At 68.4% G+C, this 14,360-nt stretch carries 13 protein-coding genes; 8 read left to right on the top strand and 5 right to left on the bottom strand.

The window, feature by feature from the left end; all coding sequences use genetic code 11:
- Positions 1-15: 15 nt before the first annotated feature.
- Positions 16-642: a LemA family protein gene (locus tag MKL09_RS01615; protein ID WP_409566892.1), complete on the bottom strand. Its 627-nt coding sequence runs from the start codon at positions 640-642 to the stop codon at positions 16-18.
- A gap of 219 nt (positions 643-861) precedes the next feature.
- On the opposite strand from MKL09_RS01615, the gene MKL09_RS01610 reads away from it, so the two are divergent.
- The 5 genes from MKL09_RS01610 to MKL09_RS01590 all read left to right on the top strand — a co-directional run bounded on the left by MKL09_RS01610 (position 862) and on the right by MKL09_RS01590 (position 5,839).
- Positions 862-1,272, top strand: coding sequence for a hypothetical protein (locus MKL09_RS01610; protein WP_244017331.1), 411 nt, complete (start codon positions 862-864; stop codon positions 1,270-1,272).
- Positions 1,273-1,304: 32 nt separating this feature from the next.
- The gene (locus MKL09_RS01605; protein ID WP_244017329.1) at positions 1,305-2,195 is read left to right on the top strand and encodes a LysR family transcriptional regulator; all 891 of its coding nucleotides are present in this window, start codon (positions 1,305-1,307) and stop codon (positions 2,193-2,195) included.
- A 105-nt stretch (positions 2,196-2,300) separates the two neighbouring features.
- Complete coding sequence (locus MKL09_RS01600; RefSeq protein WP_244017327.1) at positions 2,301-3,494, top strand: CaiB/BaiF CoA transferase family protein; 1,194 nt, start codon at positions 2,301-2,303, stop codon at positions 3,492-3,494.
- Entirely contained in the window at positions 3,491-4,414 is a 924-nt protein-coding gene (locus MKL09_RS01595) for a hydroxymethylglutaryl-CoA lyase (protein ID WP_244017325.1), read from the top strand. Before MKL09_RS01600 ends, MKL09_RS01595 begins: the two co-directional genes overlap by 4 nt.
- A 99-nt stretch (positions 4,415-4,513) precedes the next feature.
- Complete coding sequence (locus MKL09_RS01590; RefSeq protein WP_244017323.1) at positions 4,514-5,839, top strand: MFS transporter; 1,326 nt, start codon at positions 4,514-4,516, stop codon at positions 5,837-5,839.
- 13 nt (positions 5,840-5,852) lie between these two features.
- Here MKL09_RS01590 and MKL09_RS01585 read toward each other — a convergent pair whose 3' ends face one another.
- The 3 genes from MKL09_RS01585 to MKL09_RS01575 form a co-directional block, all read right to left on the bottom strand.
- Positions 5,853-6,812 (bottom strand): helix-turn-helix domain-containing protein, encoded by a 960-nt coding sequence (locus MKL09_RS01585; RefSeq protein ID WP_244017322.1) that lies wholly within the window; start codon positions 6,810-6,812, stop codon positions 5,853-5,855.
- A gap of 381 nt (positions 6,813-7,193) precedes the next feature.
- On the bottom strand, positions 7,194-8,153 hold the full coding sequence (locus MKL09_RS01580) for a helix-turn-helix domain-containing protein (protein ID WP_244017320.1): 960 nt from the start codon (positions 8,151-8,153) through the stop codon (positions 7,194-7,196).
- A 140-nt stretch (positions 8,154-8,293) separates the two neighbouring features.
- Positions 8,294-9,253: a helix-turn-helix domain-containing protein gene (locus MKL09_RS01575; RefSeq protein WP_244017318.1), complete on the bottom strand. Its 960-nt coding sequence runs from the start codon at positions 9,251-9,253 to the stop codon at positions 8,294-8,296.
- Positions 9,254-9,504: 251 nt separating this feature from the next.
- Here MKL09_RS01575 and MKL09_RS01570 point away from each other — a divergent pair, with 251 nt between their 5' ends.
- Complete coding sequence (locus MKL09_RS01570; RefSeq protein ID WP_244017316.1) at positions 9,505-9,918, top strand: MucR family transcriptional regulator; 414 nt, start codon at positions 9,505-9,507, stop codon at positions 9,916-9,918.
- A gap of 15 nt (positions 9,919-9,933) precedes the next feature.
- The gene (locus tag MKL09_RS01565) at positions 9,934-10,161 is read left to right on the top strand and encodes a hypothetical protein (protein WP_244017314.1); all 228 of its coding nucleotides are present in this window, start codon (positions 9,934-9,936) and stop codon (positions 10,159-10,161) included.
- Between the two features lie 103 nt (positions 10,162-10,264).
- Here MKL09_RS01565 and MKL09_RS01560 read toward each other — a convergent pair whose 3' ends face one another.
- Complete coding sequence (locus tag MKL09_RS01560) at positions 10,265-11,893, bottom strand: inorganic phosphate transporter (RefSeq protein ID WP_244017312.1); 1,629 nt, start codon at positions 11,891-11,893, stop codon at positions 10,265-10,267.
- 497 nt (positions 11,894-12,390) lie between these two features.
- Between MKL09_RS01560 and MKL09_RS01555 the strand changes: the two genes are divergently transcribed.
- Positions 12,391-14,360 (top strand): phosphatase PAP2 family protein (locus MKL09_RS01555; RefSeq protein WP_244017310.1); only part of this gene is annotated, 1,970 nt, incomplete at its 3' end.

Genomic DNA, 14,360 nt, shown 5'->3' with positions numbered 1-14,360 from the left:
TGAAACGCGCCGCCTCTAGAACTTCACGTTCGGCGGCCGGTCGGCATTGGGGGTCGCCGAGAACGTCTCCATCGGCTTGGCCTCGGGGTACAGGATCGCGGCGATCCAGCGGCCCGGGATGGTGCGTAGCTCGGTGTTGTAGGCCTGGACCGCGCCGATATAGTCGCGCCGCGCCACGGCGATGCGGTTCTCGGTGCCTTCGAGCTGCGATTGCAGGACGAGGAAGTTTTGGTTGGACTTCAGGTCGGGGTATTTCTCCACCGTGACCAGCAGGCGCCCGAGCGCCCCGGAGAGCTGGTTCTGGGCGTCCTGGAACTCTTTGAACTTCTGCGGGTCGCTCACCGTCGAGGCGTCGACCTTCACGCGCGACGCCTTGGCCCGGGCCTCGGTGACGCCGATCAGCACGTCTTTCTCCTGCTGGGCGTAGCCCTTCACGGTCTCGACCAAGTTCGGGATCAGGTCGGCCCGGCGCTGGTACTGGTTCTGCACCTCGCTCCAGGACGACTTGGCCTGTTCCTCCAGGGTCGGCACGCGGTTGATCGCGCCGCAGCCGGAGAGCCCGGTGGCGACCAGGAGGATCGTGAGCGCGCCGAGAAGGCGCGCCGCCGCGGATGTCGGGCGCAGGGCGCCGGCGTTCAGCATCGAGACCATTCAGGGGTACTCCCGTCCGGGCGAGGCCCGGTACACCGATCACAGTTCCGAGAGATAAGGGCGCGCCTTGTCAAGGTAAGAGCCCCGGCAACGGGCGGGATGGGCGCGCGTTCGAGAGATCATACGCACGCCGCGTCCCGAGCGGCGGTTGCCGGCTTTCGGAAGACGACGATGCCTGATCCAAGCGTTGAGACCGCACGGAGACCCGGGATGGATGCCGAACTCGCCAACCATGTCAGGGCCGCCGCCGCGGCGGCGCGGCGCCACGCGCTGGCCTTCCGGGCGCCGGTCGACAAGGATGCGCTGCCCTGGTCGATGATCGAGGCGTTCGACGCGAAAGTCCGTGGCCATGTCGAGCGCGACCGGCGGATCGAGGAGGAGCGCGACCGGGTGCTGATCGCCGCGGTGAACCTCGCCGAGACCCCCGTCGAGGAGGGTGAGGACGCGACCGCTGCGGCCCGGACGCATCTCGTCGACGCCATCGACTTCCTGGAGCAGGCGGTGCTGCGCTTCGGCCTGGTCAACCGGCAGGGAGCGAAGCTCGGCCACGGCGCGTACGGCCAGCCGGTCGGCGCGTGGGACTGGCGCGGCCCCCAGGAGACCGCGAAGAAAGGATCCTGAGCATTCCCGAGACGCCTCTGACCGCGGCGACCGTGAGCCGCCTCGACCTCAAGACGCTGCGTCTGTTCGCGGCGATCTGCGAGGCGGGGACGCTCAACGGCGCGGCCCGGCGGGCCGCCATCGCGCCCTCGGCGGTGAGCAAGCGCCTGGCCGAGCTGGAGCACGCGCTGGGCTGCACCCTGCTCACCCGCGAGCCCCGGGGGATGCGTCCGACGCCGGCCGGCGAGACCCTGCTGCACCATACCCGCCGGATGCTGGCGAGCGCGGAGCAGATGGCGCTCGAACTCGCCGAGCACGCGCATGGCGTGCGCGGCTTCGTGCGGATGCTCGCCAACCTCTCGGCGATCGTGCAGTTCCTGCCCGAGGATCTCCAGGCGTTCCTCGCCGCGCAGGAGCGGATCCGGGTGGATCTCGCCGAGCGGCCGAGCGGCGGCGTGGTGCTCGGTGTCGAGGAGGGTGTGGCCGATCTCGGGATCTGTGCCGGCGGCACCGATACCCGCTCGCTCACCGCCTATCCGTATCGCGGCGACCGTCTGGTCCTGGTGATGCCGGCCGACCATCCGCTGAGCGGGCGTGCCGCAATCGCCCTTGCCGACACCCTCGACTACGATCACGTCGGCCTGCACGTCGAGAGTTCGATCTACGCGGCCCTGCGGGACGAGGCTCGCCGCCTCGGGCGCCCGCTACGCCTGCGGATCCACGTGCCGAGCTTCGACGGAATCTGCCGGATGGCCCAGGCCGGGATGGGCCTCGGCACGATCCCCGAAGGGGTCTACGCCCTGCTCGGGCCGCAGATGCGGCTCGCCGCGGTGCCGCTGACCGACCCGTGGGCCACGCGGACGCTCACCTTGGTGGTCCGCCCCGGCGCCCTGCCGCCCGCCGCCGCCCTGCTTCTCGACCATCTGCGCACGGCCGGAGGCTGAACGACGCCTGCGTTCGCCTGAGGAGAACGCAGGCTGGCGCATAACGTTTGGACATCGCCCAACTGCTGGTCGTATCTTTCCTGCAAAGACAGGGAGAGAACGACAGTGTCAGGTCCGCTCAGCGGGATCCGCGTGCTGGAACTCGGCCAGCTCATCGCCGCACCCTTCGCCACCAAGCTCCTGGCCGAGTTCGGTGCCGAGGTGATCAAGGTCGAGTCGCCCGAGGGCGGCGACCCCCTGCGCACTTGGCGCAAGATGCACGGCGACACCTCGCTGTGGTGGTATCTCCAGTCGCGCAACAAGAAGTCGATCGCGGTCAACCTGAAGACGACGGACGGGCTCGACATCATCAAGCGCCTCGCCGCGAGCGCCGACGTCGTGGTCGAGAATTTTCGTCCCGGCGGCCTCGAGAAGCTGGGTCTCGGTTGGGATGTGCTCTCTTCCCTCAACCCCAAGCTGACGATGGTGCGCATCTCCGGTTACGGCCAGACCGGGCCGTACCGCGACCGGCCGGGCTTCGGCGCCATCGGCGAGGCCATGGGCGGGCTGCGCTACACCACCGGCTCCCCGGACAGCCCCCCGGCCCGGGTCGGCGTCAGCATCGGCGACACCCTGGCCTCGCTCCACGGCGTCATCGGCGCGCTGATGTCGATCCTCAACGTCAAGGTGAATGGGGGCGCCGGGCAGGTGGTGGACGTCTCGCTGGTCGAAAGCGTGTTCAACGTCATGGAGAGCCTGGTCCCGGAATACGACCTGCTCGGCGAGATCCGCACCCGCACCGGCGGCGCGCTGCCCGGCATCACTCCCTCCAACACCTACCCGACCCAGGATGGCGGCTTCGTCGTGATCGCGGGCAACAGCGATCCGATCTTCCGCCGGCTGATGAAGGCCATCGGCCGCCCCGACCTCGCCGCGGACCCGCGGATGCGCTCGAACGACGGCCGATCGCAGCACGCCGCCATGCTCGACGGCGTGATCGGCGACTGGTCGAAGGCAAGGAGCGTCGACGACGCCCTGGCCGCCCTCGACGCCGCTGACGTGCCGGCCGGGCGGATCTACTCGGTCGCCGACATCGTCGCCGACCCGCACTACCAGGCCCGCGACATGATCCTCCAGGCGGAGCTGCCCGGCGGCACGCAGGTGAAGATGCCTGGCATCGTGCCGAAGCTCTCGGGCACCCCCGGGGCGGTGCGCTGGCAGGGGCCGGCGCTCGGCGCCCATACCGACGCGGTTCTGGCCGATCTCGGTCTCGACGCGACCGCGATCCAGACGCTGCGCGACGCGGGAGCCGTGAAATGAGCGACGACACGATGCTGGTCCAGGAGGTCGCGCCCCGCGACGGTCTCCAGATCGAGGCGGCCTGGGTCGAGACCGCCGAGAAAATCGCCCTGGTGGACGCGCTCGCGGATGCCGGCTTCTCCCGGATCGAGGTCTCGTCCTTCGTCTCGCCCAAGGCGGTGCCGGCCTTGCGCGACGCCGCCGAGCTGTTCGCCGGGATCCACCGCCGGCCCGGCACGGTCTACGTGGCTCTGGTGCCGAACCCGAAGGGCGCCGAGCGGGCGCTCGCCGCCAAGGTCGACGAGATCAACCTCGTCGCCTCGGTTAGCGAGACCCACAACCGCGCCAATATGGGCATGAGCCCGGACGACTCGATCGCGGGATTTGCCCGGATCATGGAGACCGTGAAGGGCGCGTCGGTCCTGACCAACGCCACGGTGGCGACCGCCTTCGGCTGCCCGTTCGAGGGCGACCAGCCCGTCGACAAGGTGGTCGCGCAGGTCGAGCGTTATCGCACGCTCGGCATCACCGGCGTGACGCTCGCCGACACCACCGGCATGGCCAATCCGCGCCAGGTCGAGCGGCTCGTCGCCCGCGTCCTGGAGATCGTCCCGGCCGAGCACCTGACGCTGCACTTCCACAACACCCGCGGTGTCGGCCTCGCCAACGTGCTGGCCGCCTGGCAGGCGGGCGCGCGCCGCTTCGATGCGGCGCTGGGCGGCCTCGGCGGCTGTCCGTTCGCGCCGGGCGCCACCGGCAACATCTGCACCGAGGATCTGGTCAGCATGGCCCACGAGATGGGGATCCGCACCGGCCTCGACCTGCCGGCCCTGATCGCCCTGTCGCGGGACCTGCCGCGGCTGGTCGGCCACGCGGTGCCCGGCCAGGTCGCCAAGGCCGGCCGGCCCTGCGACCTGCATCCGGTCCCCCGGGCCGCCTGACTTCGACAAACGCCGCGCGAACAAGCCGCCCAGCGAAGGCGGCCCCGCGCATCCGGCCCCGGTCGACCGGGCCGCCGGGCATCTCCAGGGAGGAACACCATGGCCATCGCGGTGACCGGCGCGCCCGCGCGCCCAGAGGACGTGACCGAGGCCGGCATCGTCCGGAAGGTGGCGTGGCGGCTGATGCCGCTGATCATGGTCTGCTACCTGTTCGCGTTCTTCGACCGGATCAACATCAGCTTCGCCAAGTTCCAGCTGCAGAGCGATCTCGGCTTCAGCAACGTCGCCTACGGGCTCGGCGCCAGCATGTTCGTGGTCGGCTACGTCATCTTCGAGGTGCCGTCGAACCTGTTCCTCTACCGGGTCGGCGCACGGCGTTGGATCGCCCGGATCATGATCTCCTGGGGGATCGCCACGGCGCTGATGATCTTCATCCGCACCGAGTGGCACTTCTACGTGCTGCGCTTCATCATCGGCGCCATGGAGGCGGGCTTCGCGCCCGGCATCCTGTACTACCTGACCCTGTGGTTCCCGGCCTCGCATCGCGGGCGGATCACCTCGTTCCTGTTCGTGGCCTCGGCGTTTTCGGGCATCGTCGGGGCACCGGTGGCCGGCCTGATCCTCGGCGGCCTCAACGGCGTCGCCGGGCTCGCCGGCTGGCAATGGCTGTTCCTGGCCGGCGGCCTGCCCTGCCTCGTGCTCGGCGTTCTGGTGCTGATGCGCCTCGACGACCGGATCTCCGACGCGCGCTGGCTCTCGCAGCCGGAAAAGGAGCTGCTGTCCGCCCGGATCGCCCACCACAACCGCGAGATCGGCGACCATTCGCTCCTCGGCGCGCTCCGCCAGCCGGGCTTCCTGATGATCGGGCTGGTCTACTTCCTCCTCCAGATCGGCTCCTACGGGCTGAATTTCTGGGGGCCGGACCTGATCAAGACCGCGAGCGGCAGCAGCGCTGCCTATGTCGGCTTGCTGACCGCGATTCCCTACATCTGCGGCGCGATCAGCATGGTGGTGGTCGGGCGCCTGTCCGACGCCTCCGGCGAGCGGCCGAAATTCGTCGCCGGGCTGGCGATCGCCGCCGCCATCGGGTTCTTCACCGCCGGCCTGTTCGACCGGCAGATCGTGCCGCTGATGATCGCGCTGGCGCTGCTGGGCGCCGGGATCGTCGCCTCGATCCCGACCTTCTGGACCCTGCCGGCCAAGCTCGTCACCGGCGTCGGCGCGGCCGGCGGCATCGCGCTGATCAACACGCTCGGGCAATTCGGCGGCATCGTCAGCCCGGTGATGGTCGGCTGGGTCAAGGACCTGACCGGGTCCACCACGCCGGCCCTCTACGTAATCGGGTCGCTTTGCCTGGTGGCGGCCGCCCTCCTGCTGTTCGCCATGCCGGAGAGCCTGCGCCGGAGCGACCGCGGCCCTGAATAGGGGCGGCGGACCGCTATCGCCCGCCCAGCCCGACGGCGTGCCGGAACTCGCTGGGTGCCAGGCCGAACCGGTCCTTGAAGCGGCGGGAGAAGTGGCTGCGATTGCTGAAGCCGCAGCCGCCGGCCAGGGTGCCGAGGGGCATGTGGGCGCAGGCCGGGTCGGCCAGGCGATCGGCCGCGACCTCCAGCCGGCGCTGCCAGATCCAGTCGGAGACGTGCTGGCCGCGCTCGTGGAACAGCTCCTGGAGCTGGTGCACGGACACGCCGATGGCGGCCGAGAGTTGGGGCGGGTCCAGATTCGGATCGCCGAGATGGGCCTCGATATAAGCCTTGGCCCGCTGGACCAGGACGGAGCCGCTGAGCGGAAGCGGCACGTCCTGGGCGATCCGCTCGGCGATGCTGGCCACGATCAGGTCCACGCCGATCGACCCCATGCGGGCGACCGTCACAGGGTCGAGCCGGTGATGCATGCGGCTCAGCTCCTCGAAGAAGCTCGTCGCCAGGGTCGTGGTGGCAAGGTCCGCCCCTATGGTCAGGGCCGCGTAGCGCCGGGCCGGCCCGAGCACGCTCTCCAGGCGTTCGCGGGGCATCTTCAGGTACAGGGACTGATTGCCCGGGCTCGTCGTCATCACGGCCGGCTGATGTTCGATCACGACCAGGTCGCCCTGCCGTTGTGTCGATGCTCGATCCCTCTGCTGCACCGTCCTCTCGCCGGCGAGGGTGAAGCCCACGCTGATGCAGCCCTCGTCACCCAGACGGCGGATGGCGCTGGGCGTCGCCTCGGTGCGCAAAGGGCCCTCCGAAACCCGGGTCATCGTGAGGGGGCCCAGCGTGGCGATCTCCAGCTTGGCCTCGAAGGGAGCGGCGTCGAGCTGCTTTTGCTCGAGCGGTAGGCGTTGCTCCTCCAGCAGCTCCAGCCACCGGGTGAATCTTTTATTGATAGGAAGTTTTTCTGATAAAAACAATAATTTCATACATATAATTCCGTTTTCGCCAATCGGTTTTGCAGGATGAATCTGCGATGCGCTTCCGCAGTATGATCTCAGTTCATCGATTGTTTATCGAGATCTTTTTGAGCAAAAACAAAATATTTGCCCGGCGACGTGGTGCCTTTATCTGAGTGTTGCTGCATTCGTATATCAAAAATGCGCCGGCTTAGGCAAATACGGCACGCCGTTGCGCCTCCGGCCCCCTGTCCCGCTGGCGGGCTTGGCAGTCCGGCTTTCGCTCTGCCTGGCCTGCATGCAGTCGGGGCGGATGCACGGGAGCGGGCGTCCCGCCGCGTCGGCGATGGGATTTCGCCGGGCTTCCCGGTCTCGGCACCGGCTTTGGCGCCGCCAAGCCGCAGCACGCCCCTACGCGGTGCTCAGGAAGGCCGCGTGTCGGTACTCGCTGGGCGGCATGCCGTAGCGTTCCTTGAAGCGGCGCGAGAAGTGGGCCTGGCTGGCGAAGCCGCACCCGAACGCCACGGCGCCGATCTGCACATGGGCGCCGCTCGGGTCGGCCAGCCGCTTGGCGGCCGCCTCGAGCCGGCGCTGCCAGATCCAGTCGGAGATGTGCTGGCCGCGCTCGTGGAACAACTCCTGGAGCCGCCGCAGCGACACGCCGACCGCAGCCGCGAGCTGCGGCGGGTCGAGGGTCGGGTCGCCTAGATTGGCCTCCACGAACGCCTTCGCCCGCTGGACCACGACGGTGCCGTGTAAGGGCTGCGGCACCTCCCTGGCCATCCGCTCGGCGATGCAGGCCACGATGAGATCGACGCCGATCGTCGACATCCGCTCTGCCGCGTCGGGGTCGAGGCGGTGGCGCACCTGGATCAGCTCACGGAAGAAGGTCGAGGCCAGGCTGCTCGAAGCCAGCTCCGCACCCATCGACAGGGCGGTGTAGAGCCGGGTCGGACCGAGCATGCTCTCCAGGCGCTCGCGCGGGAGCTCCAGGAACAGGGACTGGCTGCCCGGGCCCGTCGTCACCACGGCCGGCCGATGATCGAGCACGACGATGTCGCCCGGCTTCTGCACCGAGTCCCGGCCGTCCTGAAGGCAGGACGACGCGCCGGCGAGCTTGAACACCACCACGGCCATGCCGGCCCTGTCGTGCTGGCGTGCCGCCTGGGGCGTCGTCTCGCTACGCAGGGCGCCCTGCGTGACGCGGCTCATATTGAGGGAGCCGACGTTGGCGACCTCCATCTTGCCTGCGAACGGCCTGTCATCGAGCCGCTCCATCTTGATCGGCACGAGCCGCTCGAACAGCACGTCCCGCCAGATCTTGAAGCTGTTCTTCGGGTGGAGGCCGTCGGTCGAAAAAACGGGCTGCACGGGTCCTGGTCCCCAACGATGCCGGGTGGTGCGGTGGCGTGGAGCGCTCGGCGCCGAAGTGGATGCCGGTTCGGCGTCGGCGAGCGCGTCAAATCGAGGATTTAGAGCCGTTCCCGATCGTGGTGCGATCGGGAACGGCTCTAAGCGGTGCTCACAAACGCGGCATGGCGATATTCGCGGGGCGTGCTGCCGTAGCGCTCCTTGAAGCGGCGCGAGAAATGGGCTTGGCTCGCGAAGCCGCAGCCGAAGGCCAGGGTGCCGATCGGCAGGTGGGCGCAGCCCGGGTCGGCCAGGCGCTTGGCCGCGACCTCCAGCCGGCGCTGCCAGATCCAGTCGGAGATGTGCTGGCCGCGCGCGTGGAACAATTCCTGGAGCCGGCGGAGGGAGACGCCCATCGCTGCGGCGAGTTGTGGCGGGTCGAGGGTCGGGTCGCCGAGATGAGCCTCGACATGCGCCTTGGCGCGCTGGACCACGACGGTGCCATGCAGCGGTCGCGAAACCTCTTTGGCTAAGCGATCGGCGATGCTGGCCACGATCAGGTCGACGCCGACCGACGCCATACGGGCGGCGGAATCGGGATCGAGCCGATCACGCACGCGGGCCAGCTCGTGGAAGAACTTGACCGTCAAGGCCGTTGAGGCGACGTCCCCGCCCATCGTCAGGGATGTGTAGAGCCTCGTGGAGCCGAGCACGCCCTCGAGCCGCTCCCGGGGCAGCTCCAGGAACATGGACTGGCTGTCCGTGCTCGACTCGTGCGCGGCCTGGCGATGGTCGATCACCACCAAGTCGCCGCGCTGCTGGACCGAGCTTCGGTCATCCTGGCTGCGCGTCGATCTGCCCGCGAGCTTGAAGATCACCACGACGGTGCCGTCCTTGCCGTTGCGCTGGATCAGCCCGCGCGTCGCCTCGCTGCGCATGGCGCCGTGCGAGACGCGGGTCAGCAGCAGGGGACCGACGCGGGCGGCCTCCAGCTTGGCGGCGAAGGGGCCGTCGTCGAGGCGCGCCTGCTCCAGGGGCACGCCCCGACCGACCAGCGCCTCCCGCCAGCGCCGAAAGCTCTGCAATGGGTTAAGGCCCTCGGTCGAAAACAGTGCTTCCATAAGTAAATTTTTTTATCGACCGGCATTTCGCGCGACGGGGACAAGGGATCCGCGTCTTCAGACAAGCGCCGCCAGACACATATTGTATATTGTTTCCAGCCTCAAGGGATGCATTTGAGCAACCTGAGGTTTCCGTGGCAACTCGGCCTCGGTGGGATATCCTGCGTCTCTCGATCACTGAGGCGAACCTTCGGGCCGTCGATCGGTCGGCGGGGATATTCGTAACGCAATATCGGATCGCGGCACCTGACATGATCAACCAACCCGAACCCCGCTCCTCCTTCCTGCTCGAAAAAGTCGGTGCCATCGTCGCGGCCTACGTGTCGCGCAATCACGTGGGGGCGGGTGACCTGCCGGTTCTGATCGACCAGGTTCACGCGGCGATCGCGGTGCTTCAGAAGAGCCCCGCGGGTTCCGCCGCGTCCTGGACCGGCCCGGCTGCCGCGCAGATCGAGGCCTCGATCACGCAGGACGGCTTGATCAGCTTCATCGACGGCCGGTCCTACAAGACGCTCAAGCGCCATCTCACCGCGAACGGCCTCACGCCCGAGCGCTACCGCGCCAAGTTCGGCCTGCCCGCCGACTATCCGATGGTCGCGCCCGGCTACGCCGCGCGGCGCTCGGAAATCGCCCGGGCGATCCAGCTCGGCCTTCAGGTCGATTGAGCGATGACACGCGCTATGACCCAGCTGGCTCACGGGCACCCGGAGGCGGACCGCTCCGCGGCGATGCTGGAACGCATCGCCGACACGCTTCACCTGCCGGTCGCCGCGTTCTTTCCGGACGAGTTCGAGCGGAGCGAGACCGTCGAGCAGGCCGCGGATCTCGTCACGGCGTTCATGGCGATCGAGACCGTCGCCGCGCGCCGCACCTGCCTGGCCTTCGTCCGCGCTATGACCCGCCCGTAGGTCCCGGAAAGCCGGGACCCAACGCGACAGGGCCGCTCCCGCCGATCGCGGACACGGCCCTGCCTGTTCGAACGTCCGCCTGTGGGCTGCGGGCCTGGCCGCGTCAGAACACGTGGCGCAGGAGGAAGAACAACCCCGCCGCCAGGGTAATGGCGGCCGGCAGGGTCAGCACCCAGGCGAGCGCCATGTTGCGCACCGTGGCCATCTGGAGGCCCGAGCCATTGGCCGCCATCGTTCCGGCGACGCCGGACGACAGGATGTGCGTGGTCGAGACCGGCAGGCCGTAGAGTTCGGCGAGCCCGATCGTACCCGCGGCCACGATCTCGGCCGAGGCGCCCTGCGCGTAGGTGAGGTGGGTCTTGCCGATCTTCTCGCCCACCGTCACGACGATGCGCTTCCAGCCGACCATGGTGCCGAGCCCGAGCGCCAGCGCGACGCAGACTTTCACCCAACCCGGGATGTAGCGGGTGCCGTTGTTGAGCAGCCCGCTATAGCTCTTCAGGGTCGCCTTGTCGGCCTCCGAGAGGTCCGCTCCCGCGCTCGGCAGCAGGCGCACCGCGTCGGCGGCAAGGTACATGTCGCTGCGCAGGTTCTCGGTCTGGGCGGCCGGCACGGTGCGGATCGCGCCGTAATTCTTCACGCTGGCGGCGATGTCGGTCGCGAGTGCGGAGAGCGCGGCGTAGACCGGAGGCCGGTTCAGGTCCTTGCTCTTCAGCGCGTCCGTCACCGTCCGGCGCGCCTGCGCGGCCTCCGGCGGTGGGGCCCCGGCCGCGCGGGCAGCGAACACTTGGCTCGCCTCCGTCGAGGTCTGGACGAAGGCCGGGGTCGTGTCGTCCGACATGGTCCGGTTCAGCGCGTAGGCGGTGGGCGCGGCGCCGATCAGGATCAGCATGATCAGGCCCATGCCCTTCTGGCCATCATTGCCGCCGTGGAAGAACGACACCAGCGTGCAGGTCAGGATCAGGAGGCCGCGGATCCACACCGGCGGCGGCGCCTCACCCTTGGGGGCTTCGTAAAGATCCTTGCGCCGGATCGTGAATTTTAGGGCGAGCAGCAGCAGTGCCGCGAGGACGAAGCCGCAGAGCGGCGAGAACAGCAGCGCCTTGAACACGTTGAGCGCCTGGCCCCAGTCGACCCCAGCCGTGCCGGTGCCGCCGCTCATCAGCTGGTTGGCGAGGCCGACGCCCAGCACCGAGCCGATCAGGGCGTGCGACGAGGAGTTCGGCAGGCCGAACGCCCAGGTCCCGAGGTTCCAGATGATCGCGGCGAGCAGCAGCGCAAAGATCATCGCGTAGCCGGCCCCCGAGCCGACATGCAGGATCAGCTCCACCGGCAGCAGGGTTACGATGGCGTAGGCCACCGCGCCGGAGGACAGCATCACTCCCAAAAAGTTGAAGAAGCCCGACCAGATCACCGCCACCAGGGGCGGCATCGAGTGGGTGTAGATCACGGTCGCCACCGCGTTGGCGGTGTCGTGGAACCCGTTCACGAACTCGAAGGCGAGGGCGATCAGCAGGGCGAGCCCGAGCAGCGCGAAGGCCCCGTAGGCCAGCGGCGCCTCGCCGACCGCGTTCATGTCGGTGACGAGGCTCACCACCGCATAGCCGAGGCCGGCCACCAGGACCGCCAGGAAGGCGACCACGCCGCCCAGATGGATTCCGTGATCGAGGCGCGGACCGCCTGCAGGCCTGCCCTCCGCCACCGACTGCGGCATTACGGCGGAATCGGACATGAGCCCTCGCGGTGAAACGTTTTTGGGTGGCGGGGCCGGATTAAGATTGCAGGATGACGCTTTAGTGACGTTTTACCGCGTGGATCCGCAGAAGCATTATATTCGTGCGTCTGCGGCCGCTGATCCGAAGATATCAGTCGGCGTGAAGTCAATTCCATTTTCCTCGAGCCCTGGACTGGCGCGTTTACTGGTACGACGGTGTCCATCCGGCGTTCCGAGAAGTGACGTCCGTCCACGGATAGTCCGGCTCCATGATCGAAGGAGGCGTCAGGATCGACGGGGCGCGCGAAGCTTTGACGATCGCGCGTCGGCTGAATGGATAGCAAGACGAAAGTAAGTTTCGAATAAAATCTATGCCGACTAAGATACCAACCTGTTGCAGTCGAGATACAGGAGGAGATTCAAAGAATTGTGAATGAATTATGACACATTCTTGGTCGTAGATTTCGCTAAACCTCCCGCCGCAGGCCGAATGGCCGCAGGCTTGGGGGCCAGGAATGAAATTTCGTTATGGGGTCTCGATCGCGGCATTGATGGTCGCCGCGTGCAGTTCAGGCGTACAAGCGCAGACCGTCAACACGACGGCCTCCGACGTGAACGTGCTCAATCTGCTGGCGCCGTTCCTGTCCCTCAACGCGACGGCGGCCGGCCAGGCGACGCTGGACCTGAACCTGTCGCAGACGGTGACACTGAACAACGGCGCCGGGCTCGCGCGCCAGCAGCTGGCGATCAGCGACAAGAACCTGCTGAGCTCGGCCACCAACAACCTGTCCTCGGTGGGACTCGGCACCTACGGCGTCGCCGCCAACATCGCCGGCGGACTGCCCGGCCAGACGCCGATCAACGGCATCGTCCCGCAGCAGCTCGTCGGCGGCCTCGGCGCACAGCTCGGGCCGATCTATCAGCGCGGTACCGCCCAGGGTGCCGGCGGACCGCTCGGCAACGTCGTCAACCTGCTGGTCAATGCCAACACCTTCACGGGCAACAACCTGGGCGTCGCCAAGAACTACTTCGCCAACGGCGCGGCCAACAACCCGAGCGTGACCCCGGCCAACTACGTGGCGGTGCCGGCCGTGGCGCCGGCGGGCTTCAGCCTGCCCACCGCCAACGGTCTGCCCAACACCACCAACAGCGTCTACGATCTTGGCTACGGCGTCACGAACACCCAGGCCGGCCAGGACGTCTATGGATCTTCCCGCCCCGTCCAGGTGGCGCCGAACCGCTTCAACGCCTTCGACCCGACGGCGCTGAACGGCATCGCCACCAACCCGTCCTTCCCGAGTGGGCACACCACCTACGCGTATACGAGCGGCTACTTGCTGGCGATGCTGGTGCCGCAGCAATACCAGAGCATGCTGCTGCGGGCCTCCGAGTACGGCGAGAGCCGCATCGTGCTCGGCGTGCACTACCCGCTCGATATCATCGGCAGCCGGGCGCTCTCGGCCTATGACCTCGCCCAGGCCTTCACCAATCCGGCCTATATCAACAACGCCGCGGTGACCGGCGTCGCGATCAATCTGCCGAACCAGTTCGTGCAGGCCCAGGGCCAGATCCAGGCCTATCTCGCGGCCCAGTGCGGCAACACCGTCGCGGCCTGCGCGGGCAGCACCGCCAACACCACCGGCAATCCCTACGTCCCGTCCGCCACCAACCAGGCCGCCTACCAGGCCCGCCTCACCTACGGCCTGCCGACCCTGTCCTTCGCTCAGGCCCCGCGCGAGGCCGCCCCGGCCGGCGGACCCGACGCCTCGATCCTGCTGGCGCCGCTCTACGGCGGATCGACTTCAGCCGCCCGCACGCTGGCGCCCAACGGCGGCCTCTACGGCCAGCTCGCGACCGACACGATCAACCAGATCGTGGTCAACACCGAGACCAACGCGCTCGCGGCCTTCTACGGCAGCCCGCTGAGCTACTGGAGCCGCATCGACCTGTATTCCGCCGCCGGCTACTTCGGCAACGTCACCGGCACCCTGCGGATGGACACGAGCGACCGCCTCGGCATCGATGTCGGCATCGGCCAGGGCGGCGCGCTCTACGCCAACGGCACCGTCGCCGGCACCGTCTCGGTCAATGCCGGCGGCCTGCTCGGCGGCTCGGGCAGCGTCGGCGGGATCGCGGCCCTGTCGGGGGGTACCGTGTCGCCGGGCAACTCGATCGGCACGCTCACCGTCACCGGCGCGGTCGCCTTCGCGCCGGGCTCGGTCTACCGGGTCGAGGCCAACGCCGCCGGCCAGGCCGACCGGATCGCCGCCGGCGGCGCGGCCAGCCTCGGCGGCGGCACCGTGCAGGTGCTGGCGGCCTCCGGCGCCTACAACCCGCGCACCAGCTACGCGATCCTGAGCGCTTCCGGCGGCGTCACCGGCCGGTTCGACGGGGTCACGTCCAACCTCGCCTTCCTGTCGCCGGGGCTGCGGTATCTGCCCAACGAAGTCGACCTGACGCTCACCCGCAACGACGTGCCGCTGGC

The organism is Methylobacterium sp. J-048 (genome assembly GCF_022829515.1).
In the GTDB taxonomy this organism is placed as follows: domain Bacteria; phylum Pseudomonadota; class Alphaproteobacteria; order Rhizobiales; family Beijerinckiaceae; genus Methylobacterium.
This window is presented reverse-complemented; position numbering and strand designations above follow the sequence as displayed.